Here is a 25,278-nt window from a genome sequence, read left to right on the forward strand (position 1 = left end):
GCTCCTACGAGCCTTCCGCTGGGAAGGTCGCAAGATATGCGATCACATTCGTGCGATCGTCTTCCTTGCGCAGCCCGGCAAAGGACATCTTGGTGCCCTTCGCATAGCTGCGCGGTTTTTCAAGGAATGCGGCCAGCGTCTCGGGGCTCCACGTCTTGCCCTCCGCGCCCAGAGCCAGCAACGTATCGGAGTATTTGAAGTCGGCTCCCGAGGCGACCGCGCGATCGATGACGCCATTTAATGCCGGACCAACCTTGTTCTCGGCCCCCTCTCCCACGGCATGACAGGCTTTGCATTTGCGGAAAACTTTCTCGCCAGCTGCCGCGTCACCGCTGATGTGGCCATCCGCCGCCGCCATCATGGGCAATGCTGTCAAACAGAGAGCTTTCGTTAAAGTCCTGATCATTTGCACCCTTTCGATCTGTGATCTTGCATTCTCATATCAATTCAACCGAGCCGCGTGCCATCTGACGTGATCACGCGCAAAACTATTCACAAAGAAATACGAATGATCATACCCCTCCTGCATGCGCACCTGTCCGGGCTGGCGACGCCGTGCCATCACATCCGCCAGCGCTTCGGGCTTCAGCAGATCGAGGAATTGATCCCCCGACCCCTGATCCACGAGCAGATCACCCTTCCAGCCGTGCTCCTCCAGCAGGAGCGTGGCATCATGTTCTGCCCAACTGCTTTCATCGTCCCCTAAATATGCACTTAACTGCTTGCGCCCCCAATCCGATTTGGTCGGATTGGCGATCGGCGCGAAGGCCGACAGGGAATCAAACAGGGTCGCATTGCGCACTGCGATTGTAATCGCACCATGCCCGCCCATCGAATGGCCGGTAATCCCGTGTTTGTCCTGCACCGGCAGGTTGTCCATCACGATCGAGCGCAATTCGCTGACGATGTAATCATACATCCGGTAATGGGTTTTCCAAGGGTTGCGTGTGGCGTTGAGGTAAAACCCCGCACCCTGCCCCAGATCATACGCCTCGTCATCCTTGACCCCTGCGCCGCGCGGCGATGTATCGGGAAAGATCACGGCCAACCCGTGCTCGGAGGCATGTTCCTGAAACCCACCCTTGGTCATGGCGTTTTCATGCGTGCAGGTCAGCCCGCTCAGATACCACAGCACCGGCACCGGCCCGCGCTCGGCCTGGGGTGGTAAATAGGCCGCAAATGTCATTTCACAACCACAGGTGTTGGACGGGTGTTTGAAGACCTTCTGGCGCCCTCCAAAACTACGATTGTCCGACACCAGCTCCATCCCTAAAACTCCACCACGGCCCGGATGCTCTCGCCCTTATGCATCAGATCAAACCCGTGGTTGATCTCATCGAGCGTCAGCTTATGCGTGATCATCGGGTCGATCTCGATCTTGCCGTCCATGTACCAATCGACAATCTTGGGCACATCCGTGCGCCCCGATGCCCCGCCAAACGCCGTGCCGCGCCAGCTGCGCCCGGTCACCAGCTGGAAGGGACGCGTCGAAATCTCCGCCCCCGCCGGGGCCACGCCGATGATGATGCTCTCGCCCCAGCCCTTATGCGCGGCCTCCAAAGCCGTGCGCATCACACCCACATTGCCGGTTGCGTCGAACGTATAATCACAGCCCCCGCCCGAGAGTTCGACCAGATGCGCGACCAGATCGCCCTCCACCTTGGACGGGTTCACGAAATCGGTCATGCCGAAATGCGTCGCCATCTCGATCTTGGCATCGTTGAGATCCACGCCGATGATCTGATCCGCGCCCGCCAGCCGCAGACCCTGGATCACGTTCAACCCGATGCCGCCCAGCCCGAAAACAGCCGCCGTTGACCCAATCTCAACCTTTGCCGTGTTAATCACCGCCCCGATGCCCGTGGTCACGCCGCAGCCGATGTAGCAAATCTTGTCAAAAGGCGCGTCCTTGCGCACTTTGGCCAGCGCGATTTCGGGCACAACCGTGTGATTGGCGAAGGTCGAGCAGCCCATGTAATGGTGGATCGGCGTGCCATCCAGCATCGAAAACCGCGTGGAGCCATCGGGCAACAGCCCCTGACCCTGCGTGCTGCGGATCGACTGGCAGAGGTTGGTTTTGGGGTTCAGGCAATAGTCACACTCGCGACATTCCGGCGTATAAAGCGGGATCACGTGATCGCCCACCTCCAGGCTGGTGACGCCTTCGCCGATCTCGATCACCACGCCCGCGCCCTCATGGCCCAGAATGGCCGGGAAAATCCCCTCAGGATCATCGCCCGAACGCGTGAATTCATCCGTATGGCACAGACCCGTGGCCTTGATCTCCACCAGAACCTCGCCCGCACGCGGACCTTCAAGGTTCACCTCCATGATCTCCAATGGCTGGCCAGCAGAAACAGCAACAGCAGCACGGGTCTTCATCATTCTTTATTTCTCCCATGGTCACAAATTTGCGAGGTGACCCTTTTCTTAGAATATAAGAACGCGCCACCGGCCTCAGAACAACTAAGACAATGGTGGGTATTGGGTCCCATGGACAGCTGCGGGATGCTTGCCCATAGTCAACGGCAAAACGGAGGCACCCCATATGATGCTCAGAACCATCGCCGTATCCCTGTCCCTGACGGTGGCCGCGCAGCCCGGCTGGGGGGCTGATTTCTCCGATCCGACCTGGCCCTGCGTGCAACGCAAGGTAGAAAACCTGTCCCTGGGGTTGATGTGGCCCTATCCCGTTGATCCGCAGGCACAGCCCGCCAGTGACGCAGAACGCGCCGACATTGCGCAATTGGCGGGATATCTGTCCCTGCGCCGGGTGGAGATTGAAACGCTCAAACCCCGTGTGGCGCAGTTCGCGCAAACCTACCAAGGCGATGTGGAGGCCCTGGGGCTGGTCTTTGCCAGCGTCTTTGACACGCTTTCCACGCGGCGCGGGCGAATCATCGACGGCATCGGCGATTTCTCTCTCAGCCAGATCGCGCTCGCCGATCAGATCGACAAGGCGCGCGGCGAGATGGACGCAGGCCTCGCCGCCACCGAACCCGATTACGACCGGATCGACAAGTTGGAGGAACAACTGGACTGGGATCAGGTGATCTACACCGACCGGCAACGCAATATCACCTACCTTTGTGAAACGCCCACGCTGCTGGAACGCCGCCTCTTTGGCATCGCGCAGATGTTGCAACAGGTGGCGCAGGAACCCGGCTAGCGCGCTATTCCCACTCCAATTCGGTAAAGGCGACGGTGGCATTGCGCGGGTTATAGGCCTCGAACAATTCCCAATGTGGTGCCTCGCTCTGCGCGATCTCCTCCACCGCGTCCCCCAACCGCTGACCTTGCGCAATCGCGGCGCGCGTATCGCTCTCCAACACTTCCAGATAACGCGCCATCGACGCGCCCCCGAGCGGCCAATCCAGCGACGGGCCGCCATGTCCCGGCACCACGCGCGCGATGTCCATCTGTTGCAAATCCCCCAACACAGCGCGCCAGCCCCGCAAGCGCCCATCCAGCGCCGGGGTATGGCGTTCAAACACCAGATCGCCCGCAAACAGCGTCCCTGTCTGCGCATCCAGCACGGTCAGATCAGACCCGGTATGCGCCGCAGGCCAGGCGCGTAACGTCAATTTGCGCCCCCCCAAATCGATCGCTGCACTCTGCTCAACCGCGATATCCACCGCCACCACGCGCGTGCCGAGCATCGCGCCCTCCCCGACCAGACGCGCGAGGCTCTCCAGATAATTCGCCTGCCGGTCCGAAAGCGCGCGTGACAGATTGGCATGGCCGATCACCTCTGCACCCGCCTCCACAAACGGACCACCGCCCAAAGCGTGATCCAGGTGCATATGGGTGATGATCACATGGGTCACGGGTTTATCCGTACGCTGACGTATGGCGCGCCATAACGCTTCACCCATCCAGCGCGCGGTGCCGGTATCCACCACCGCAACGCTTGTCTTTCCGATGACAAACCCCAGGTTCGTAACATCACCCCGGTTCTGCGCATCCGGCTCCGCAATCGCGCCCCTATGCACAAAAACACCCGGTGCGACCTCGGTGACATCCAAAGCCTCCCCCACCGCATGACAGGACGGCGGGCCTTGTGCGACGAGCCCATTGAAGACCGATAAATCAGGCGCGCGCGCGGAAAGAGACGCGGCACAGGCAGCAAGCGTTTCGCCCTCATATCCCGGCAGCAGATGATCCCGGCACGGCCCCTCCGACAGGTCGATGCATAAGGCGACAATGGCTTCGAACATATCCGCTCCTTTTTGTCGGGACTGTTTCACACGGCAATGTGAGACCCAATCCGCCTTTGGTATATGTGTTCTTTTGGATCAATTTGTGCAATAAGATGCAAATCCGATGCCGAAGGAGACCGACATGACGTTCAAGCTTGTTCACGCAGCCGCCCTTGCGATGCTGATATGTGGTCCCGCAGGGGCAACGGAGACGCTCAAGAATCCGCTCGCCGAAAGCGAAACATGGAACGATCTGCGCGGTGATGTGGTCGGTGACGCCGATATCGCCTCAGCGCAAGGAGTGCTGAGCATCGACGCGCCCTACCGCGCGCATGACGCCGCCACGGTCCCGATTGTGCTGAAGCAAACGGACCCTTCCACGGTGATCACAGCAGCCACCGTTGTGGTGGATGAAAACCCCGCCCCGGTCGCGGCGGTCTTTGCCTTTGGCCCGGCCATGGGCCAGCTTGATTTCGAGCTGCGCGTACGGGTGAACCAATATTCCAACGTGCGCGTCATCGCCGAAACGCCCGACGGGCTGCATATGACCGGGCGCTTCGTCAAGGCGTCGGGGGGCTGTTCGGCACCTGCCTCCAAGGACCCGGAGCTGGCACTGGCCGATATGGGCAAGATGAAGCTGCGCATGTTCGAGAGCACCGCGCAGATGTCCACCCCGCGGGCCGAGGCGCAGATCATGATCCGTCACCCCAACTATTCCGGGCTACAGCGTGATCAGATCACGCAGCTTTTCATCCCCGCGCATTTTATCGACCATATTGAGGTCTGGCAGGGTGCTGAGTTGCTTTTTACCATGGACGGCGGCATTTCGATCTCTGAAAATCCAGTGTTTCGTTTTGGTTATAACGACAATGGCGCGACGGCGCTGACCATCAAGGCGACGGATACCGACGGCAATACCTTCGAAAGCACCCTGCCCAAAGCCGTCAGCGGCTAGGCTCAGAAACAGACAATTTCGGCCTCTGCCTGGGCGCGGCGCAGATCCGCGACGATGTTCTCTGCCATCGCCGAGCTTTGGAAGAACGCCATGCGTTCACCGCCGACCCGGCGCATGGACAGCACCGTTTCCGCCTCCAGATAGTTCTCATAGGGCAGAATCGAGGCGATTTCATCAATCGAGCAGGCACAGCGGTCCAGCATTTCGCGGGTCTGCCCATTGGTGACCATACAGGCGAAAACGTAATCCGCGCGCGCCGCAGTGGGGTAATCGTTCAACTGCTGGGCCACGGATTGCGCCGACAGGCTCGCGGGCAAAGCCATGATCAAAACCGCAATAAACGCCCCTCTCATGGCGTTTCATCCAACCGATCAAAGGCCAGTTCGGATCGGTAAACCGCGCCCCCCGAAGCTTCGGCAACCAGCTTCACATACCAGCCCGGAACCTGCTCGGACATGGTCACGCGCAGTTCAAGATCGCCAAACCCCTGCATCCGGGCCTGGTTGGGATCATCCAGAAACGGGGTCATGACGATGGTCTGTGTTGTGACGGTCTTGCCGGCAACTTCGGCCTCGCCCATTTGCATATCCGAACTTTGAACCAGCGATTCCTTGACGCGGTTGCGGATGTAATACGGGCTGCCCCCCGCGGCCGCGGCCATGTCGCGCACCACGGATTCATAGAAAAACATGATCATCGGATTGCCCACGCTGGCCGGAAATTGCCCCAGCGAGCGATGTTTCCCGTCCTGGCGAAACTCCAACAGGGCCAGCGGCGCGTCACCCTCTTTAAAGCTCAGCGCAATATCTCCGGTGTCGCGCTCTGCCATTTCCGGTTTCAGCGCATTGCTGACGTCGCGGTGATAGACCAGCTCCGCATCGCGGTCTATCTGATCCAGCGTGCCGTTGCGAAACAGCAGATCATAGGTTTCTGCGCCCTCCAGCGAACTCGCCCCCGCACTCCCTGCAAAAAGCGCAATCATCAATCCGATAACAGGTAGTCTGATCATAACTATATCCTCCCGGATCAACTGTGGGGCTGGGGTGGCGCAGTGTCACCGCCGACTTTTGTCTGTACTGCCGCGTGGGCCATCATCCGCCCACCCGGATTTTCCAATCGATCAACGGGCGCAGCCGGGTCAGATCGGCAGGTTTGGTCAGTATCGACATGTCATTGTCCACACCCAGACGGCGCACCATCTCACTGCGATCCGCCGTGATCAGAATGGCGGGAACCTGCGTCCCCGTCGCCGTGCGCACGGCCTGCGTGGCCTCAACACCCGTTTCACCGCCATCCAATTGGTAATCGGCCAGAATGATGTCCGGCGCCATCCCCATATCGGCAATATGCTGCATCGCTTCGCGCGTGGAGCGGGCGGGCAAAACACTGGCCCCCCAAAGCTCGAGCCGTTGCGTCGCCCCATAAAGAACATCCACATCATTTTCGATCACCAGAATGATATACTCCAGCGATCCCGTAAAACGATCCTCCACCGGACCCTGCGGCGCGGGGCTCGCCGTGGTGGCATCAACAACATCCATCTCGATGCTGAACACCGACCCGTGCCCCGGTTTTGAACGCACCTGCAAACGATGATCCAACAACCGACACGCCCGGTCCACCACCGACAACCCAAGGCCGACCCCTGACCCAATCGGCACGTTATCCGCGCGGGTGAATTCATCAAAAATCCGCGACTGGTCCTTGGCCGCGATGCCGATGCCGGTGTCCCAGACCTCCAGCACCACGCGCGCGCCCTTTCGACGGCACCCCAGCAACACGCGACCGCCCGTATCGGTATATTGGATCGCATTGACCACCAGATTCTGGATCGAGCGCCAAAGATACACCGGGTCCGAGCGCACGATCAGCGAACAGGGCACCACATCCAGCGCCACGAATTTCTGTGCCGCCAAAAGGGCTTGATCCGCGCGCACCCCTTCCATCAAAGGCTTCAGGCTCACATCCGTCGCCGTCACCGCATCCGGGTCCGCACTTTCCAGACGCGAGATGTCCAAGAGCGAGTGCAACAGATATTCCGCCGAGGCAAACGCCCCCTCCAGCCGCTTCACGATGGGGCGGAACCGGGTTTCGCGCGTGGTTTCCTCCAGCGATGAAATCAGCAGCTTGGCCGCGTTGATCGGTTGCAACAGATCATGGCTCGCCGCTGCCAGAAACCGCGTCTTGGATGACACGGCGGCCTCAGCGCGCTCCTTGGCGACGCGCAATTCCTCCTCCACGCGGGCCTTTTCGTCATATTGCTCGGTCAGGCTGGCATTGGCGCGGGTCAACTCCGCCGTACGCTCCATCACCCGATTTTCCAGCAATTCGGTGGAACGTGTCTCCAGCGTGACGTCCTTGAGTTCCACCAGAAACCCACCATCGGGCAGGGCGTTGGCCTGCACATCCAGCACCCGGTCCACGCCATGCGACACCCGCGTGGTCAGGGAGCCGTTCTTGCGCAACTCATCGCGCCAGCCGTCCACGCGCAGCCACGCATCATCCGCAATCAGAGCGCGCACGCGCATGAACTCGAGCAGTTCCTTGAGCGAAGTGCCCGGCTGCACCACGGTCAGCGGCACGCCGAGGATTTCGCGGAACCGGCCGTTCTGCATCATGACCTCGCCGCTGGCCGAAAAGGTGCAGACCCCCGCCGTCATGTTCTGAAACACCGCTTGCAAATAATCGGCCTGCCGGTCAATCAGATGCTCTTTTTCGCGCCGGTTATTGCGCACAAGGGCGGTGATTTCCGTCAACAACAGCACGGTGTTTTCGGGCGATGTCTGCTGCGCACTCATCTGATACCAGCGATCGCGCGACACTTCGGCCACCAGCGACACCACCGATCCCGCGGTCCCGCCGTTTTCCAGCGCCCATTGCACATTAGGCAACTGCCGGTCGGTGGAGACCAGATGCGTGCTGTTCTGCATCAGGCTGAAATACTCCGCAAGCTGCAGACCCGGTTTGATCTGCTCTGAAATATCGGGCAGCAACCCTTTGAACAACCCGTTGCAGATGTTCAGGCTGCCGTCCGAAAACAGCGCCAACCCCTCTTCCATCGAGGCCAGAGCCTCCGCCAATGTCCGCCGCGTCCGCTCGCGTTCCAACCGCGCGCTTTCCAGCTCCAAAGTCTGCGCGGCCACCTTCTGTTGCAGGTCAATCGCGGATTGAAATGCGCGGTAGGCTGATGGCCCCACGTCCTTCTGACGGCTGGCGCGACGGATCAGCGCATCAATGATCTTGGCCTGTTTGGCAACCTGAACGGCGGGCGGGTCGTCGGGATCAATCATGTTCAACACATGTTCCTTTGATCCGGTTCGAAAAACGCCACACCCACCAGCGTCTGGTTCATATGCACGCCGCAATGCTGCTCGCCGTAGGTGTTAAACCCAAAGACCCGCGCCGTTTCCAGCACATCCGAGACCGCGCGCCCCAGCTGTTTCTGCTCGATCTCCAGCTTGCGCAGCACGCAATCGAACCCGAGGATGAAATCGGGACTGCGCCCCTTGTCATCGCGAATATCCAGCCCGTTTTCCAGCGTGCGGATGATCTCCTGCCCCTGCCCCAGCGTCATGATCAACCCGTCATCAATTGCGGCCATGAACGACAGCGCCCCGGTTTCATCCGCATCCGAAATCGCGCGCACATAATGGTTGTTCTTATATTCGATCAGCATGGGATTTTCGGCAAAAACCAACGGGGAGAGTTGATCGACCCGGCACCCCACGAGGCGGGCGTATTCCTGCGCGGCGGGCGCGCCGTTGATCTCGAATACCTTGCGTTCTTCGGGGTCGGCATCGGTGATGATGAACTTGCTGCCGGTGGGCAGGAAGTGATCGAACCCGATGCCCTGAAACGGCAAATCCGTTTCCAGCAGCAACAAAACAGCGGCATTTTGATAAGCCTGCCCCTTGTGCAGCACATAGGTGGTTTCAAACCGCAGCCCATCCCCTGCAGAGCCGCCAAAGATCGGCAAATCCGCCAGCACGGTTTCCAGCGTCGAGATCAGGATGTCTTCTTGCTTTGAGAGCCCATCCGCAAAAATCAGCCCCAACCTGTGCCAGCCGGCGGTATGTTGGAATTTCTGCGCATGGCTTTGCGCTTTGGTGGCGATCATCGGTGCCGAGAGCGGCTTGAGCGGGTCGAGCAAAACAGAAGCGCAGCGAAAATGCGCCTTGGGAAAGGCCATCAGCAGCAACGCGTCAGTCTCATAGCCCTGCATCGTGATCTGCCCCGCCGTGGAACAGCCGAATACCGGCAGACCACCCAAAAGCTCATCCAGCGTCTGCGCCACAAGCGCCCCGTCCCAACCACCCGGCACGAAGGCCAGCACAAAACAGGTATCCTCCAGATCAATATCGCGCGCCGCGTTGCGCGCGGCACTGGCTTCCCCCACGGCGCGGGATGCGCTGACGGCCACGCAGGTTGGATTGGAGCGCATATCGCGCATCTTCAATGCTCCAGAAAGGCCCGCGCTTCGGGTTCCGGTCCGCGCACCGCGCCCTCGACCATGACGACCGCCTGGGTGCGGTTGCGCACGCCAAGACGCCTGAGCAATGCGGTGATATGCGCCTTGACCGTGGCCTCTGCGAGCGAGAGCTCATAGGCGATCTGCTTGTTTGGTTTGCCACAACAGATCAGGCGCATGATACGTTGTTGCTGCGGTGTGAGATCCGCCAGCTTGGGATGATCCATCGCCGCGGCCAGCGTATCATTTTCGCATGCATTGGGCTTTTGGAAATCCTTCGGCACATAGGTTCGCCCGGCAATGATCTCGGCCAGCACGCAGCGCAGCGCGCCCGCAGAGGTGTCCTTGGGCAGGAACCCCGACGCCCCTTCGCGCAACAAAGATTGCACCAGATCGAAAGAGGCCAGCGACGAAATCACCAGAATACGCGCTTCCGGCAGATGCTGTCGCAGACTGACGAACCCGGAAATGCCCGTCACATCGGGCAGCTTCAGATCGAACATCACAAGTTCGGGTTCAAATCCGGATGTCGCCGCGTCCAGCGCCTCGCCAAGATTGCACGCCTTGCGGATATCGCAATCGGAAAACACCAGATCCAGAGCGGATTCCAGCGCGTCACTATAGAGCGGATGATCGTCGACAATCAAAATGCGCGATATCGCATCCTGATCGATTGGCCCACGTACGTGTTCCATCACAAAGTCCTCCCAGCCTCTAATGGTACGCGTAAAAATCGAATTATCAACACCTTCTGAACCTGTGCGACAATCAAACAGGACATCACCGACCGGACCCCGAGGCCCGCAAACCCATGCCGACGGGGTCGGGTATCGAGGTTTTGAGGCTTTGCGTCAGGACGCCTTGAGGAATTTTCGGGTGAATTCCCGCAAGGCCGGGAGGCTCTGTTTTCGCCCAAAAACGGCCTCGTCGAAGTGACGCAAAAGCTGGCGGCGCGGCTGTGACGCGCCCTCCCGGTTCAGGATCAACTGAGCCGTGCGGCGTAGCCCGGCAAGATCGCCGACACGCGCCGCGCGCTTCATCTGCCGTGCCAGCGGATCCAGCAGCGTGAACCGATGCGCCGCCTGCACACCCGTCATCCGCCAGCCGCGCAAGCCCAAAACCACGCCCGTCACACAGACCAGCCCGCCCAATACCAAAAACGGCCAGCCCGGCAATTGCGCCTCGACCAGCACCACAGGCATCGCCTCCGCGACCGGCCCTTCCGGCACCACCGTGCCATAAGCCACGCGTTGCGCCGAAATGGTCACGTTCCGGTCCACCCGGTTGACGGTGTCGAAATAGTCCAAACTCAGGGGCTCCACGATGGCTGAGGTGTCATTGCCCGGTCGGATCGTCCAGCGCCAAAAGGCAAAAGACACCGGCCCGCGCGGCGACAGTTCCACAAACCGCTTGTCGGGATGGGCAAAAATCATCGCCGAAGGCGACGTCAAGACCGGCATCGGCGGGATCATCTCGGGTGTCACACCAAGCGCCTCAATGCGCACCACCCGCAACACGCCTTCACCCGGAACAAGCTGGTCAGGCGCATTCGACCATTGATCGGAAATCTTGAGCGAGGTGACCGGGAACCACCAATCGCGCCCTTCCGGTGCCGGATCGACCGTGATCACCAGCGGCTCAGAGAACACGCGATGCTCAAACCACTCATCCCGCTCATCCGTCAGGGTCAGCACATGGGCAAACGCCCCGATCTCGATCTCCCCCGCTTCATTGGGAAACACCGCCATGCGCCGGGTAAACGTCTTGACCTGCGCACCGTCCAGACGCTCATCCCGCCACAGATCATCGCCCAATTGCGTCCAGTTGAACCCTTCCAGGGGGGGCTGCTCCAGCGTTTCGCGCGTGATGTGACGGCGATAAATACCCTTGATCGTGATCAACACCATTTCGCGCGCCAACGGGGTGTGGGCGGTCGGCTCCACCACCACCTCCAAGGATAATTCCGACGGCAAAACGCTGCGCGATTGCGCCGCCAAAAGGCCCGGCCACAGCATCAGAAAAGCGCATAACACCCCCCTCATCTCGGGTCCTCCGGCTCGGGCGGGGACAGGCCCAGCTTCCTGCGCCGCTTGTGCTCCTGCGCGATCCGCGCGGCCATATATTCGCCCGGCACATCCGCCAGCTGTTCCAGCCAGCGCTCATCGGCGCGCATGAATTTATCGTCAAAAATCCGCCGCACGCCCAAGGTTCCCCTACTCTCAAGCTGCGCCAGACCCAGCATGGTATTGGCGTTGGTCACGTCACTTCCGGTCCCCGCGGCGCGCGCATTACCACGGGCCACGAAGCTTTCTTCGCTCGGTCCCTCTTTGCGCTTGGGAAACAGCGCAAGCGCATCCGGATCAATGCCAAGCCCCGCGTAATAAGCTGAAACCACGTCGAAATTCGCCATGGCATCGGGATGCCCCCGCGCATGGGCAAGGTCAAACGCCTCAAGTGCTGCGGCATAATTCCCGCCGTGGGTTTCGGCATTGCCCAGATTGTAAAACGACCCCGCCCGCGTGAATTCCGCCGCCGCCGCCTCGTAGCGTTCTGCCCGAAAAAGCGCGATCCCGCGCCATTCTGCGTCCTTCATCAAGGGGACCGCGAGACCGGGCAGACCGGCGGCCAGCAAGGCGCGCCCGAACGGTGCCGTGCCGCCCAGCAAAAGCGCCAGAACCAGCGCCAATACCGAGAGGGACGCCAGCACCCTCATGTTGCGGGCCTGCGGAACAACAACAGCAGCGGCAAGAGCGCCAGCAGCAGCAAATAGCGCCCGATGTCCTTCCAGAACAGCAGCGGAAAATCCTGCGCCTCGAGCCGGGTGCGCGCGTCCTGTGACAGCCATTCCGACAGGGCCTCGGTCTGATCCAGCGTGAAAACCCGGCCCTGCCCCGCCGCGGCATGGGTCGCGAAAGCCGCATCCGGCGCGTTCAGTGAGATGAGCGACAGGCGGGCACCCTGCGCCGCAATCCGCGCCGCGCTCTGTAAGGAAGCCGGGCCGAAACCCGCCCCATCACTCAACAGGATCACATCGCCCGCAATCACATCGGCCTGTACCAGCATCTCCGCCGCCCGCTCCAAGGCGCGTTCGGGGCGGGATCCCGGATCGGGCACTGTTTCGGCATCAATCAACGACAGAGTCTGGCCCAGTTGCACATGATCCAGCGTCATATCCGAGGCCACATAGGCGTCCCCGCCATAAACCAGCAGCCCGCCCGGACGCGTGCCGAGCGCGGCCAGCGCGAAACGCCCCGTGGCCAGCATTTGCGGCCAGCGGGTGTCTTCGGTTACACTGGCCGAGGCGTCGATCACAAAGAGCACACCGTCGAGATTGCGAAACGACAGCGTATCGCGCCGCTCCACCGCCGGCCCTGACAGCGCGAGTATGATCACAAAAAGCGCGCCCAGCAGAGCCACAAGCGGCGCGCGGGAGGTGGTTTTATCCACCCGGCCCAGCGCCTGCATCGCGCGCATCAGGGCCGGATCGGTCGCCTTTTGCCAATCGCCAAGACCCCCGCCGCGCGTATAAAGCCAGACCCCGAAACCGGCCAAAAGCGGTAAGGCAAGCAGCCAGAGCGGGCGCAGCAAGGTGAGGTCAAACCCGCTCATCCGCGCTCTCTCCATCCGAGCCACAGGCCTAGCAATCCCGCCAGCGTCGCGGGCCAGACCCAATAATCGCGGAACACTTCCGCCGCGAGGCCCTGGCTTTCGATCGCCTCCAACCGGTCGAGCGCGTCGGTGACCGCGACCAGATCATCCGTCGTTTTGACGCGGAAACTTTCCCCACCTGAAATCTGCGAAATCGCGCGCAGGGTGGCCGCATCGACCACGCCGCGTTCGCCTTCTGCCGCGCTATCGAGGTCCTTGGGACCCAGCGCAATCGTATGAACCCTCACGCCCAAATCGGCGGCCATTTCGGCCACCCCGCGCGGGTTTGTGGCCCCGGCATTATTCACGCCGTCCGATAACAGGATCACGACGCGCGTGGTTGCGGCGCTGTTTTGCAGGCGTTTGAGGGCAAGGCCCAGCCCGTCGGATATATTCGTCGCGCGGCCCGAGATTCCGATCTCTGCGCCCTCAATCGCGCGCGCGATGGCCTCGACGTCAAAGGAAAACGGGGCAGCGTAATAGGCTTCTGATCCGAACACAACCAGCGCCACACGGTCACCCCCGCGCCTGCGTGCAAAGGCGGCGCCGACGGTGGTGACGGCCTCGAGCCGGGTGATCTGGCGTCCATCAAGGTCGAAATCATCGCGCACCATTGAGCCCGACAAATCCAGCACAATCGCAAGGTCGCGTCCCGTGACCTTGAGCGCGGAGACCGGGGCCAGATCGCGCGGCCCAGAAGCGGCCAGCAGCACAAGCGCCCAGATCGACCAGAGCAGGACCTGGCGCATTTGCATTTTGCCCCCGCCCGCGCTGTGACGCCCTGCCGCGAGCAACGCGCCGCCAATGCGTTCCGGGACCCGGATCGCACCGCCTGCCATCGCCTGCGGCCCCAGGAGACGCATGCCCAGCAAAGGCAGCGGCAACAGCAGGAGCAGCCAGGGGTCCGCAAGCTCAAACAAACCGCTTCACCTCCCCCTCCAGCGTCGCCAGATCGACGCCGCCGCCGGGGTGATAGATCTCGCCACGCAGCTCCGCGTATCGTATCGGGTCCTGTGCCCGCAACAGGTACAACAGCGCAACCCGGCGCTCGGGCGCGGGCAGCTCGGCGCATTCCGCGATCCGGGTTTTGAGCGACGCCACCGGTGCAGACACACGGCGCTGGCTGAGCAAGCGTAAGCCCGCCGCGATCAGCACCGCCAACAACCCGGCCACCCCGAACGTCACCGCCAGATCCGCGATCATCCCCCCGGCGGCCTCGCTGGGCAGGCGCATGTCGCGCAGGCTGGCCAGCATGGCCTCCTCGCTCATTGCCCTATCGCTCATGCCGCGCGCTCCGCCGGGAAACCCGCCACGATGCGGCGCGCCATATGCTCGACCTCCTCGCCCGCATCCAACAGCAGCGCCACACGCCCCGCGATCCGGGTTTCGGGAGGCGGCGTCTTACCACCAAGGCTGACCCGCATGCGCCGCCCATCCGCCAGCCGGATCGGGTAACGCCCCGATGGCATGCGTAACATCTGCGCATCTGTGATCATCACCAGCCGTGGCACCCGTCGCCGCGCCAGCGCATCGAGGCGATCCGCAAATCCCGGCCCCGGCGCATCAAACCCCGATCCAATGATAAACTCGCCCCCCGCAGGCACCAACCGATCCGCCCTGAGCAGCGCGCTTTCCAAGGCTGGGTCAACGTCCTGCCCCGCAGCCATCGCGCGCAATCCGGCGCGATGCGCCTGCACCATACCACCGATCACATCGAGCATGCCGCGTGTGCGCCCGCGCGGTGGCACGATCACCGGCCCCCCCGCCGAAACGGTCAACAACCCCACACGCCCGCCGCTTTCCACCACGTTCCAGCCGATCAGCGCCAAGGCCTCGGCCACCGCGACGGATCGAAACGCACGCCGCATTCCCCAAAACATGCAGGGACGAAAATCTGCGATCAACAAGGTCACCCGGTCGCGCTCTTCCTGAAACTGGCGCACATGCAGCCGCCCGGTGCGCGCCGTCGTCCCGCGATCCAGATGGCGAATGTCATCGCCCGCCACATATTCACGCATATCGGCGACCTCCAGGCCATGCCCCTTGCGACGCGTCGCAAAGCCGCCGGGCAAGGCCGCCAACACCGGGGGCATCTGCGCGCCAAGCGCCACGGCCCGCAAGGCAATCAACCCCTCCGAGGACAAGCAAACCCCCGGAGCTTCCAGTGCGCCACCGCTCACAAGGGCGGCGTGGCGTTCAACACATCCGCCACCACATCGCGCGCGCACCGCCCTTCTGCCACAGCGCGCCAGCTCAACACCATGCGGTGCGCCAAAGCGTCCCCGGCGATCTCCGCCACATCCTCGGGTATCGCGTAATCGCGCCCGTGCAAATAGGCCCGCGCCCGCGACGCCGCCGCCAATGCCAGCGATCCGCGCGGCGAAACCGCATGTTCGATATCGACCGACAATGGCCCCTCCCGCGTCGCCAAAACCAGCCGCACGATGTAATCGCGCAACTCCGGTGCCAGATGCACCGCCCGTACAGCCGCGCGCGCCTCTGCCAAATCCTGCAAGCTCATCGCCTGCCTTGGCGCGGCACCCCCTGGCACCTCCGCCTCCACCAGATCCAGAATGCGCCGCTCCGTCGCCAGATCCGGCAAGCCCAAAACGACATGCAATAAAAACCGATCCATCTGCGCCTCGGGCAATGGAAAGGTCCCGTCATGTTCAATAGGGTTCTGCGTGGCCACCACCAGAAACGGATCAGGCAGCGGATGCGTGTCATTGCCCGCCGTCACCTGCCGTTCGGCCATCGCCTCCAGCAGCGCGGATTGCACCTTGGGCGGGGCGCGGTTAATCTCATCCACCAGCACCAGATTATGAAATACCGGGCCGGGCACGAATTCAAACGATCCATCCTGCGGGTTGTAAACCGGCGTTCCGGTCACATCGGACGGCATCAAATCGGGCGTACACTGGATGCGGGCGAATGTGCTCTCCACGGCATCCGACAACCACTTGACCGCGCGCGTCTTGGCCAGCCCCGGCGGCCCTTCGACCAGCAAATGACCCCCGCTCAACAGCGCGATCAGCAACCGTTCGATCAATACGTCATGGCCAACAAGCCCATTGGCCAGATAGTTCGAAAGCGCCGATGCGCCCGCGCCTGCGGGGCCTGCTCCACTGTCCATATTTCCTCCCGGCGCGCAAATGCGCGTAGTGCACGCTAACGCCATAAGGCCCCTGCGCGAACCCAACCAAAAGTATTAAAGCGTTTCGGTATGGCCGATCACGACGTCGCACAGGACATGGGCGCGGCAAGGCTCCCCCCGCCGATACCGCGCTCAGGTCGGGGCGGGCAGACATCCCGGCTCAACAATGGGCGCGAAGCGTGCATCCGCCATGGTCCGCGTCGCCTGCGCCAACAGCGCATCATATTCGGCCTCGATGTAGTCGATAAACCCCGGCTCGATGGTTTGATCCGCCGGGGATTGCGCGACGGCATGCATCATAAAAAGATCAAAAGCACAGAGCCCGCCCGGATTGGAGCGCAGGATTCCGCGCATGAAATCACGCGACTCCCATGGCAAACGATACAGGCTGAAGGGGGTTTCCTGCAATTTCGACTGGAATGCCGACCCCCGGTCAAACAGCAAAATATCCATCCCGAAGGTGAAAGACTGGAACAATTCCTCCACCAGAATCGATTTGTAAAACGCCTGCTCCAAAGGGCCAAGCCGGGCCTGCCGGGGTTGTTTCACCATGATATGCGTGCTCTGGCCGCGCCGCCCGAAAAACGTTTGCGCCATGGCGGGCGAGGTCACGGCGTATTGCCGCTTGATGGGCAATCCCAATTCATAGGTCCGGTTCATCCAGCCCAAATCCGCTGATAATGCCCGGTTGGGGGGATGCCCGGAATAAAGCCGCAAAATCACCGTGCGCCCGGTGCCGCAACGCGCCGCATCCCGCCCCGCATAGCGCATGGTCAGCGGCTTGTCGAAAACATGCCCGGCCAGGGCGCGAAACGTATTGAGCGTTTCCAGCGTGGTGGCATGCGGCTTTTCGCCCACAACGCACAGGCTCGCCCCCGCCAGATCACGCCCGTTGATATGCACCGGAATGGACATATCGCGCCCGACCATCGTGGTGCGCAGCTGATAATGCCACCCCTGCCGTGCCAGATCGACATAGGCGCTGCGATCCGCCAGTGCGGGCGTTGCCGGGGCCATGCTCAGAAACGCAAATGCCAGGGTTAAAATCAATCGATGCATGCCACCGTGCCTCCAATGTGTCCAAAGGTAGGGCGACATGGTGTTTTCGTCCATGATTTTGGCAGGCTCGGCGTTGGAAACCCGTTCACCTGATGGCATTGGACGGGGCGTGTAGGGCGGTTCGGTTCGGTCCGGAAAAGCGGTTTTATCTGCTTTGGTTTGAACCTGCGTCAGTGGTTGGTCCGTCTTCCTGCGCGCGGTGGAATTAACTGAACGGCACGCTGCCTTGCCCCCCTAAAGCCCCGACCAATGCGCCTCCCCCAGCAAGCACGCCTTGTCGCCCGCCCGTTTTCTATGCAAGCTGAGCCGCAGGCATGGGCCGGTCGAAAAAGACCATACGGCAACGGGATGAGGGGATGCACGCATGACGAAGGGGTTGACCGTGCGCGGTCTCAGCTTTGAATACGGTGCGAAAAAGGCGCTTGATAACGTCTCGCTGGAGGTCCCTGCGGGTCGGTTTTGCGCGCTGCTCGGGCCGAATGGCGCGGGAAAATCGACGCTGGTCTCCTTGCTGACACGTCTGCTGGTCGCGCCCAAGGGTGAGATCGAAATCGCCGGGCAGGATCTGCGCGCCGCCCCGCGCCGCGCCCTGGCGCAGTTGGGTGTGGTGTTTCAACAACCCACGCTGGATCTGAGCCTGTCCGTGCGTCAGAACCTGATGTATTTCGCCGCCCTGCACGGGATTGCGCGCAGTGAAATACCGGGGCGCATTGATGCCGCTCTTGACCGGCTCGACATGCGCGCGCGCGCCGATGAAAAGGCCGCAGCACTCAATGGCGGGCACCGGCGGCGCATGGAACTGGCGCGCGCTTTGTTGCATGAGCCATCGGTTTTATTACTCGATGAACCCACCGTCGGCCTTGATGCCGCCGCACGCGCCGCCATCACCGCGCATGTACATGACCTCGCGGACCGCGGCCTTTGCGTGCTCTGGACCACCCATCTGACGGATGAGGTGCGCGACGATGACGCGCTTTTGGTGCTGCACCGGGGGCGGATCATCCAATCGGGCGTGACCGGGGCAATCCGGGGCAATCAAACGTTATCGGACTGGTTTCTGGCGCAAACGGGGGCCCCGGCATGAGTGGCTATTGGGGCGTTACCCGCGCCATCATGGGCCGCGAGTTCCTGCGTTTCGTGCATCAACGCGAACGGTTTATCGCCGCCCTCGTGCGCCCGCTGGTATGGCTGTTGATCTTTGCCGCCGGGTTCCGCGCGGCCCTCGGCTTGTCGATCATCCCGCCCTATCAAACCTACATCACCTATGAGACCTATATCGTGCCCGGTCTCTGCGCCATGGTGCTGCTTTTCAACGGCATGCAAAGCTCGCTCAGCCTGGTTTATGACCGCGAAATGGGCTCGATGCGGCTGCTGCTGACAAGCCCCTTTCCGCGCTGGTGGCTGCTGTTTTGTCGCCTCTTTGGCGCCACCGCGATCTCGATTCTCCAGGTCTATGCCTTCCTCGGGATCGCCGCCGCTTTCGGGATCACCATGCCGCCCTTGGGCTACATCATGGTGCTGCCGGGCTTGATCCTCGGCGGGTTGATGCTGGGCGCGCTCGGCCTTGTGCTCTCCAGCTTCATCTCGCAACTGGAAAATTTCGCAGGGGTGATGAACTTCGTGATCTTCCCGATGTTCTTTCTGTCCTCCGCGCTCTATCCCTTGTGGAAAATGGGCGAAAGCTCACCGCTTTTGCGCGACATCTGCGCGCTCAACCCGTTCACCCATGTGGTGGAACTGATCCGCTTCCTGTTTTATTTGCAATTCAACCTCTCCGCGTTCCTCTGGGTCGTGGCCAGCACCATCGCCCTCAGCCTGCTCGCGGTTTGGGGCTATGACCCGGCGCGCGGACTGATGAAACGCAAAGGGTGAACCATGGGATCAGGCATCACGCTCGGCAAAAGACACCGTCTGGCACCGCCAGGACTTGATCTCCTGATTGGGATGGCTTGCGGTCCATTTCGCCAATTCGGGCTGCGCGCCCATCAGGCATTGCATCGGGCTTACATCGGTAAAGATCAGACTGCGTTCCTGGCACTGATCCGGCGCTGTCGCGAGGCACGCGACAAACAAAAGTTCAATCATCTTTCAGGCTTTCCTGTTTTATACTGCTCGTTTTCACGCATAAATCCTACACACAGACCGGTGAATTTTACCTTAATTGACTGGATCACGCGTCAAATCCGTACCCGTCACCAAAAAATCACACCACCTTGCAACGCCGCCGCATGACCCGCACGTTCTCGCTCAAACTGCGCCTTGGCCTCGGGGCCGCGCTGCTCGGTGCCGGCACCTTGATCATCGCGATCGTCCTTTATCTCGGCCTCAATGAGGTGGCGGAACGCCTCGACACCACCCTCGCCTCGGAAAACCGCATGGCGCGCTATGCGAGCCTCTCGACGCAGGCCTCAACCTTCCTGGTGGTGGCCACGGAAACCTTGCAAACCCGCCAAAATGCCCCCTCGCGCATGGATCGCATCAGCCCGGTTGCGACCCAAATGCGCGCCAGCTTTGAACAATTGCACGGTGATGTGGAAACCGCCCTGCGCGCGGCGAATGCCCTCGGGCTTACGGATGAATCCCGCTTTGGCGCGCAATCGCTGGGTCTTGCGCGGATGGAGGCCACACTCGCCGCCACGCTGGACGGTCTCAATACCGACGCGGATGATCCTACCGACCTCAAACCCTATCTCGACAGCTTTGCCTCAAATTTCGACCAACTGCTGTCGCAGTCCGTGAACACCGAAGTGCGGTTCCGCAACAACATCCTGTCGGGCATCACCACCCTGCGCCAGCGGCTGATCGGGGTGGCGCTTTTGATCACGGCGCTGACGCTGGGGGCGGTGGCAGCGTTTTATTTCGGCCTGATCCGCCCGCAATTCCAACGGCTCGATGATTTGCGCGCCGCCGCCGATCAAATCGGGCGGGCGGATTTCTCGGTCGCCCTGACCGACCAGCGCCGCGATGAAATCGGGCAACTGGCCGTGGAAACCAACCGCATGGCCGCGGCGCTGTCGGCGCGCCAACATCACATCGAAACCGAATGGGCGCGCTTGAATGAAACCATCAACCAGCGCACCCAGGAATTGCAAACCGCTAATGCCGCCCTGGCCGAAACGGATGACAAACGCCGCCGTTTCTTTGCCGACATCAGCCATGAATTGCGCACGCCCCTGACCGTGATCCTGCTGGAGGCGCAAATCGGCAAACAGGGCAGCCCCGACCCCGCACAGGCTTTTGCCACCATCGAGACCCGCGCCGCCCGGCTCAACCGGCGCATTGACGATCTGTTGCGGCTGGCGCGTTCGGACACGGGCGAATTGGCGCTGGATCCCTGCGGCGTCACCCTGCCCGAATTGCTCGCGGATGTGGCCGCGGAAATCCAGGCGGAAATCGACAATGCGGGCATGGTGCTCGACATTGCGGACATGCCCGACATCACGCTGCAATGCGATCCCAATTGGGTGCGCCAAGTGATCGTGAGCCTGATCCGCAACGCCATCCGCCATGCCCGCGCGGGCCAGAACCTGCGCCTGCTGCCGCTGGTGGATGACACCACCGCCGGCGTCTCGCTCAGCGATAACGGCCCCGGCATCCCGCCACCGGATCAGGCGCGTCTTTTCCGGCGTTTCGCCCAAGGCCCATCCGCCACCGCGCATCAGGGCTTTGGCGTCGGGCTGGCGCTGGCGCGTTGGGTGATCGAGGCGCAGGGCGGTGACATCACCCTGACCAGCCCCCTGCCCCGCGCCCAGGCGATTGGCGATGCGCCGGGGACCAAAGTATCCCTTCGCCTGCCGCGCACAAAGCCGTAACCTGCGATTATGAGCACGCTTCTCCTCATTGACGATGACCCTGAAATCACCTCCGCGCTGGCGCGTGGGCTGGCCTTGCACGGCTATGAGACCGAGACCGAAAACCGCGCCGACCGGGCGTTGGCACGGTTACAAAGCGGTGCGCATGCCGGGGCCATCGTCGATGTGATGCTCGGCGCGGATAGCGGGATTGATCTGGTGCGCGCCGCCCGCACCAGCGGGGTCACGCTGCCCATCCTCATGCTCTCGGCGCTCTCGGAGGTCGAACACCGCGCTGCCGGGCTTGCCGCCGGGGCGGATGATTATGTGGTGAAGCCTTTCAATTTCGACGAATTGGTCGCCCGCCTTAAGGTACAGGAGCATCGCGTCAGCACCCTGCGCCCCGCCCCCGCGCGCCTGTCGCGCCACACCCGGACCCTGCAAAACGGCACCGCAGAGACCCATTTGACGGAGCGCGAATACGATCTTCTGGTGCTTTTGATGCAGCATGCAGAGGCCCCCCTGCCCCGTGCTGCGATATATGAGGCGCTTTGGGCGGGGGATGGATCGGGTCACGAAAATGTGGTTGATGTCTATATCGGGTATCTGCGCAAAAAGCTCGCGGCGTCCGATTTTGGCTTCGAAATCAAAACCTTGCGTAACAAGGGCTTTTGCCTCACCGGATTGCTGCCCGAAGAAGAAACTGCGTGATACAGACCAAAGTCTAGGCGTTTCTTATAAATTAAGAGTCGCCCCAAAGGCGCACATCTGCCACGCTGACCTCCAGTGGAACCAATTTTCAGGAGGAAATACCCATGGCTTGGAGCAAACCCATCATCCGCGAAATCGAATGCGGCATGGAAATCAACATGTACGGACCAGACAGCGACGAAGAGCGCGAAGTTCTGTTCTGAAATTCTGCGCGCGGGTGGTATAAATGACTTTCCGCGCGCATATCCTTGGGGCGGCCGCTGGTGGCGGATTGCCGCAATGGAATTGTGGATGCGAAAATTGTGACCTGGCCCGCGCCGGTGACATCCCATCCCAAACCCAATCTTCTCTGGCTGTTACAGGGGACGGCAAGACATGGGCCGTTCTGAACGCCTCCCCCGACATTCGTCAACAATTTGCCGCGACACCCGCGTTGCACCCCACCGATTTGCGCAAACTGTCCTTGGCGTCGGTTCTGGTGACGAACGGGGATATTGACCACATCGCAGGCCTGCTGGTGCTGCGCGAAATGCAGCCCTTTACGCTCTTTGCCACACCCGGCATTCACGATGTGCTCGCTCAAAACCCTATTTTCGACGCGCTCAACAGCGCCGTTGTCACCCGCCAGACCATCGCGCTGGAGGAACCCTTCACGCTGGCGCCGCAGCTGACCGCAACGCTGTTCCCGGTGCCCGGCAAAGTACCGCTCTATCTGGAGGGCGAAGAGGTGCAAACCGATCTGATCGGTGATCAAACCGTCGGTGTGAAACTGGAAACAAGCGATAAAACAGCGTTTTACATCCCCGGCTGTGCCGCCATGACCGATGATCTGCGCGCCCGTCTAACCGGAGCGGATCTGCTGTTCTTTGACGGCACCCTGTGGCAAGATGATGAGATGATCCGCGCGCGTTTGGGCCAGAAAACCGGGGCGCGCATGGGGCATATGTCGATGAGCGGTCCAGCAGGGTCCATCGCCGCGTTCGCGGACATGGGCATCACGCAAAAACTGTTTGTGCATATGAATAACACCAACCCCGTCCTGCGCCCCGCTTCGGATGAAAAGGCCCAAGCCGAAGCCGCCGGGTGGATCGTTGGACAAGATGGCATGGAGATCACGTAAATGACCCAGACCCGCGAAGATTTTGAGACCCGCCTGCGTCAGATCGGAGCCGAACGGTATCACGATTTGCACCCGTTTCATGACTTGTTGCACGGTGGCAATTGCACACCCGATCAGGTCCGCGCCTGGGTGATCAACCGTTATTATTACCAACATAGCATCCCGATGAAGGACGCCGCCTTCATGTCGCGCGTCACCGATCCCGCCCTACGCCGGGCATGGCGTTCCCGTATCGAGGATCACGACGGTACGGACGATAATGAGGGGGGCATCAAGCGTTGGCTGCGTCTGGCGCGGGCCGTGGGGCTTGACCCCGACTATGTCGCCTCCTGCGAAGGCGTATTGCCGGCCACGAAATTCGCCGTTGATGCCTATGTGCGATACGTGCGCGAAAAAACCCTGCTGGAAGCCGTCAGCGCCTCCCTCACCGAACTCTTCGCCCCGAAAATCCATGCCAACCGAATCCAGGGCCTGCTTAAAAACTACGCTTTCGCCGATGACAGTTCGCTCTCCTACTTCAAAAACCGCCTCAAAGAGGCCCCCAAGGACGTCGCATTCGGCCTCGCCTGGGTCCTGGACCACGCCGACACGCGCGAAAAACAGGACGCCGCCGCCGCCGCCCTAACATTCAAAACCGATGTGCTCTGGTCCCAACTCGACGCGCTCCATTCCGCCTATGTCACGCCTGCGCGCATCCCGCCCGGCGCATGGGTTCCCGGCGACGGCCTCGCGCTCCAAAAGGCGTCATAGCCATGCAAGCCACCGACACCCCCGCCCTGCCCCGCGGTGTCCGCCTGCACCATGACCGCGTGCGCGACACGTGGGTCCTGCTGGCGCCTGAACGCGCGGTGACGCTCGATATGGTCGGCCATGCCATCCTCACCGAAATCGACGGCACGCGCACATTCGAGGACATCACGACAACCCTCGCGACACGCTACAACGCCCCCGTCGAACAAATCGTAAATGACAGCGCGGGCTTCCTTGACGCCCTACGCAATCGCCGCTTTCTGGACGTGACCCCGTGAGCACGCCCCCCCCCATCGCGATGCTGGCCGAACTCACGCACCGCTGCCCGCTGTCGTGCCCCTATTGCTCCAACCCCGTCGAAATGGCGCGCCAGGACCAGGAGTTGGACACCGCCACATGGGCGCGCGTCTTTCGCGAGGCCGCTGATCTGGGCGTGCTGCAACTGCATCTTTCGGGCGGCGAACCGGCCTCCCGGCGTGACCTCGTCGATCTGGTCATCGCCGCGCGCGACGCCGGGCTTTACACCAACCTCATCACCTCCGGCATTGGCCTGACGCAAAAACGCCTTGCCGAACTCGACGCTGCGGGCCTTGATCACGTGCAACTCTCGCTGCAAGGCACCAACCCCGAAATGGCCGATGAAATCGGTGGCTACAAGGGGGGCTTCAAACGCAAAATGCAGGTGGCCGAATGGATCGGCGACATCGGCTTCCCCCTCACGCTCAACGCCGTGCTGCACCGGCGCAACCTGCACCAACTGCCACGCGCGCTGGAAATGGCCCAGGAAATGGGTGCCCGCCGGATCGAGGTCGCCACCGTGCAATTCCACGGTTGGGCGCTGAAAAACCGCGACGCGCTGATGCCCACCCGCGATCAGGCCGTCGAGGCCACAAAGATCGTCACGCAAGCCCGCAAAGCCCTCAAAGGCCGCCTGGTCATCGACTATGTCCCGGCGGATTACCACGAAGACTATCCCAAACGCTGCATGGGCGGCTGGGGCACCTCTGGGCTCAACGTGATCCCCGATGGCCAGGTCCTGCCCTGCCACGCCGCGCAATCCATCCCGCATCTGACTTTCGACCGGGTACAGGACGCATCACTCCACGACATCTGGTACAAGGGCGCGGCCTTCAACGCTTACCGCGGCACCGACTGGATGGCGGATCCGTGCAAGACCTGCGAGCGCAAAACCATCGATTTCGGGGGCTGTCGTTGTCAGGCGATGGCGATTGTTGGGGATGCCTCCGCGACTGATCCGGTCTGCATCAAATCCCCGCACCACGGCGCGCTACAGGCACAGGCCGACACGCATGCCGCACAGGAGGATGCCCCCCTCACCTACCGCGTCGCCCCGCCCAAACAAAGCGAACCGGCGGAATAAGCCGGGCTGCACCCGGTATCCGGGTTTGTCATCGCCCTAAAA

General features: G+C 61.7%; 29 protein-coding genes. 11 read left to right on the forward strand and 18 right to left on the reverse strand.

The genetic code is table 11. The features are described 5' to 3' along the window. Positions 1–4 precede the first annotated feature (4 nt). Genes ROLI_RS20490 through ROLI_RS20500 form a run of 3 tightly spaced genes read right to left on the reverse strand, consistent with a single transcriptional unit; the run spans position 5 to position 2,382 of the window. Positions 5–406: a cytochrome c family protein gene (locus ROLI_RS20490; RefSeq protein ID WP_187430830.1), complete on the reverse strand. Its 402-nt coding sequence runs from the start codon at positions 404–406 to the stop codon at positions 5–7. 36 nt (positions 407–442) lie between these two features. Continuing rightward, positions 443–1,267: an S-formylglutathione hydrolase gene (gene fghA, locus ROLI_RS20495; protein WP_187430831.1), complete on the reverse strand. Its 825-nt coding sequence runs from the start codon at positions 1,265–1,267 to the stop codon at positions 443–445. Between the two features lie 2 nt (positions 1,268–1,269). Further along, positions 1,270–2,382 carry an S-(hydroxymethyl)glutathione dehydrogenase/class III alcohol dehydrogenase gene (locus ROLI_RS20500; RefSeq protein ID WP_187429572.1) on the reverse strand — a complete coding sequence of 371 codons (1,113 nt, stop codon included), beginning with the start codon at positions 2,380–2,382 and terminating at the stop codon, positions 1,270–1,272. A gap of 166 nt (positions 2,383–2,548) precedes the next feature. Between ROLI_RS20500 and ROLI_RS20505 the strand changes: the two genes are divergently transcribed. Further along, positions 2,549–3,169, forward strand: coding sequence for a hypothetical protein (locus ROLI_RS20505; RefSeq protein ID WP_316247424.1), 621 nt, complete (start codon positions 2,549–2,551; stop codon positions 3,167–3,169). A gap of 4 nt (positions 3,170–3,173) precedes the next feature. Here ROLI_RS20505 and ROLI_RS20510 read toward each other — a convergent pair whose 3' ends face one another. Next, a complete protein-coding gene (locus ROLI_RS20510) occupies positions 3,174–4,217 on the reverse strand; it encodes a quinoprotein relay system zinc metallohydrolase 2 (protein ID WP_187429491.1) in 1,044 nt (347 codons plus the stop codon). Positions 4,218–4,341: 124 nt separating this feature from the next. Here ROLI_RS20510 and ROLI_RS20515 point away from each other — a divergent pair, with 124 nt between their 5' ends. Beyond that, complete coding sequence (locus ROLI_RS20515; protein ID WP_187429492.1) at positions 4,342–5,154, forward strand: quinoprotein dehydrogenase-associated SoxYZ-like carrier; 813 nt, start codon at positions 4,342–4,344, stop codon at positions 5,152–5,154. Between the two features lie 2 nt (positions 5,155–5,156). On the opposite strand, the gene ROLI_RS20520 is transcribed toward ROLI_RS20515, so the two are convergent. From ROLI_RS20520 to ROLI_RS20580, 13 genes are all read right to left on the reverse strand, one after another. Then, positions 5,157–5,507, reverse strand: a complete 351-nt coding sequence (locus ROLI_RS20520) for a hypothetical protein (protein ID WP_187429493.1) — start codon at positions 5,505–5,507, stop codon at positions 5,157–5,159. Then, positions 5,504–6,163, reverse strand: a complete 660-nt coding sequence (locus tag ROLI_RS20525) for a hypothetical protein (protein ID WP_187429494.1) — start codon at positions 6,161–6,163, stop codon at positions 5,504–5,506. The genes ROLI_RS20520 and ROLI_RS20525 overlap by 4 nt, the downstream gene beginning before the upstream one ends. An 82-nt stretch (positions 6,164–6,245) precedes the next feature. Then, a complete protein-coding gene (locus ROLI_RS20530; protein WP_187429574.1) occupies positions 6,246–8,444 on the reverse strand; it encodes a PAS-domain containing protein in 2,199 nt (732 codons plus the stop codon). A 2-nt stretch (positions 8,445–8,446) separates the two neighbouring features. Continuing rightward, positions 8,447–9,604: an FIST N-terminal domain-containing protein gene (locus ROLI_RS20535; RefSeq protein ID WP_187429495.1), complete on the reverse strand. Its 1,158-nt coding sequence runs from the start codon at positions 9,602–9,604 to the stop codon at positions 8,447–8,449. A gap of 2 nt (positions 9,605–9,606) precedes the next feature. Continuing rightward, positions 9,607–10,317: a response regulator transcription factor gene (locus tag ROLI_RS20540; protein ID WP_187429496.1), complete on the reverse strand. Its 711-nt coding sequence runs from the start codon at positions 10,315–10,317 to the stop codon at positions 9,607–9,609. A gap of 156 nt (positions 10,318–10,473) precedes the next feature. Then, positions 10,474–11,664, reverse strand: a complete 1,191-nt coding sequence (locus ROLI_RS20545; protein ID WP_187429497.1) for a BatD family protein — start codon at positions 11,662–11,664, stop codon at positions 10,474–10,476. After that, positions 11,661–12,335, reverse strand: coding sequence for a hypothetical protein (locus ROLI_RS20550; protein ID WP_187429498.1), 675 nt, complete (start codon positions 12,333–12,335; stop codon positions 11,661–11,663). Before ROLI_RS20550 ends, ROLI_RS20545 begins: the two co-directional genes overlap by 4 nt. Next, a complete protein-coding gene (locus tag ROLI_RS20555) occupies positions 12,332–13,231 on the reverse strand; it encodes a VWA domain-containing protein (protein ID WP_187429499.1) in 900 nt (299 codons plus the stop codon). Before ROLI_RS20555 ends, ROLI_RS20550 begins: the two co-directional genes overlap by 4 nt. Continuing rightward, on the reverse strand, positions 13,228–14,190 hold the full coding sequence (locus ROLI_RS20560) for a VWA domain-containing protein (RefSeq protein ID WP_187429500.1): 963 nt from the start codon (positions 14,188–14,190) through the stop codon (positions 13,228–13,230). The genes ROLI_RS20555 and ROLI_RS20560 overlap by 4 nt, the downstream gene beginning before the upstream one ends. After that, complete coding sequence (locus tag ROLI_RS20565; protein WP_187429501.1) at positions 14,183–14,554, reverse strand: hypothetical protein; 372 nt, start codon at positions 14,552–14,554, stop codon at positions 14,183–14,185. The genes ROLI_RS20560 and ROLI_RS20565 overlap by 8 nt, the downstream gene beginning before the upstream one ends. Then, on the reverse strand, positions 14,551–15,498 hold the full coding sequence (locus ROLI_RS20570; protein ID WP_338469207.1) for a DUF58 domain-containing protein: 948 nt from the start codon (positions 15,496–15,498) through the stop codon (positions 14,551–14,553). Before ROLI_RS20570 ends, ROLI_RS20565 begins: the two co-directional genes overlap by 4 nt. Then, positions 15,447–16,403, reverse strand: coding sequence for a MoxR family ATPase (locus tag ROLI_RS20575; protein ID WP_187429502.1), 957 nt, complete (start codon positions 16,401–16,403; stop codon positions 15,447–15,449). The genes ROLI_RS20570 and ROLI_RS20575 overlap by 52 nt, the downstream gene beginning before the upstream one ends. A 153-nt stretch (positions 16,404–16,556) precedes the next feature. Further along, the gene (locus ROLI_RS20580; RefSeq protein ID WP_262386449.1) at positions 16,557–17,483 is read right to left on the reverse strand and encodes a hypothetical protein; all 927 of its coding nucleotides are present in this window, start codon (positions 17,481–17,483) and stop codon (positions 16,557–16,559) included. A 364-nt stretch (positions 17,484–17,847) separates the two neighbouring features. Here ROLI_RS20580 and ROLI_RS20585 point away from each other — a divergent pair, with 364 nt between their 5' ends. Beyond that, entirely contained in the window at positions 17,848–18,567 is a 720-nt protein-coding gene (locus tag ROLI_RS20585; protein WP_187429503.1) for an ABC transporter ATP-binding protein, read from the forward strand. Then, a complete protein-coding gene (locus ROLI_RS20590; RefSeq protein ID WP_187429504.1) occupies positions 18,564–19,355 on the forward strand; it encodes an ABC transporter permease in 792 nt (263 codons plus the stop codon). The genes ROLI_RS20585 and ROLI_RS20590 overlap by 4 nt, the downstream gene beginning before the upstream one ends. Positions 19,356–19,364: 9 nt before the next feature. Here the strand turns inward: ROLI_RS20590 and ROLI_RS20595 are convergent, their stop codons facing one another. Beyond that, the gene (locus tag ROLI_RS20595) at positions 19,365–19,568 is read right to left on the reverse strand and encodes a hypothetical protein (RefSeq protein WP_187429505.1); all 204 of its coding nucleotides are present in this window, start codon (positions 19,566–19,568) and stop codon (positions 19,365–19,367) included. A 143-nt stretch (positions 19,569–19,711) separates the two neighbouring features. On the opposite strand from ROLI_RS20595, the gene ROLI_RS20600 reads away from it, so the two are divergent. The 7 genes from ROLI_RS20600 to pqqE all read left to right on the forward strand — a co-directional run bounded on the left by ROLI_RS20600 (position 19,712) and on the right by pqqE (position 25,236). Continuing rightward, positions 19,712–21,295 (forward strand): HAMP domain-containing sensor histidine kinase, encoded by a 1,584-nt coding sequence (locus ROLI_RS20600; RefSeq protein WP_187429506.1) that lies wholly within the window; start codon positions 19,712–19,714, stop codon positions 21,293–21,295. A 9-nt stretch (positions 21,296–21,304) separates the two neighbouring features. Further along, complete coding sequence (locus ROLI_RS20605) at positions 21,305–21,985, forward strand: response regulator transcription factor (RefSeq protein WP_187429507.1); 681 nt, start codon at positions 21,305–21,307, stop codon at positions 21,983–21,985. A gap of 104 nt (positions 21,986–22,089) precedes the next feature. Continuing rightward, positions 22,090–22,188: a pyrroloquinoline quinone precursor peptide PqqA gene (pqqA, locus tag ROLI_RS20610; RefSeq protein ID WP_187429508.1), complete on the forward strand. Its 99-nt coding sequence runs from the start codon at positions 22,090–22,092 to the stop codon at positions 22,186–22,188. Between the two features lie 23 nt (positions 22,189–22,211). After that, the gene (gene pqqB, locus ROLI_RS20615) at positions 22,212–23,105 is read left to right on the forward strand and encodes a pyrroloquinoline quinone biosynthesis protein PqqB (protein WP_187429509.1); all 894 of its coding nucleotides are present in this window, start codon (positions 22,212–22,214) and stop codon (positions 23,103–23,105) included. Continuing rightward, entirely contained in the window at positions 23,106–23,855 is a 750-nt protein-coding gene (gene pqqC / locus ROLI_RS20620; protein ID WP_187429510.1) for a pyrroloquinoline-quinone synthase PqqC, read from the forward strand. A gap of 2 nt (positions 23,856–23,857) precedes the next feature. Continuing rightward, the gene (gene pqqD, locus ROLI_RS20625) at positions 23,858–24,133 is read left to right on the forward strand and encodes a pyrroloquinoline quinone biosynthesis peptide chaperone PqqD (protein WP_187429511.1); all 276 of its coding nucleotides are present in this window, start codon (positions 23,858–23,860) and stop codon (positions 24,131–24,133) included. Beyond that, complete coding sequence (gene pqqE / locus ROLI_RS20630) at positions 24,130–25,236, forward strand: pyrroloquinoline quinone biosynthesis protein PqqE (protein WP_187429512.1); 1,107 nt, start codon at positions 24,130–24,132, stop codon at positions 25,234–25,236. The genes pqqD and pqqE overlap by 4 nt, the downstream gene beginning before the upstream one ends. The last annotated feature ends 42 nt before the right edge of the window (positions 25,237–25,278 follow it).

Origin of the sequence: Roseobacter fucihabitans, assembly GCF_014337925.2 — a bacterium.
GTDB lineage: Bacteria > Pseudomonadota > Alphaproteobacteria > Rhodobacterales > Rhodobacteraceae > Roseobacter > Roseobacter fucihabitans.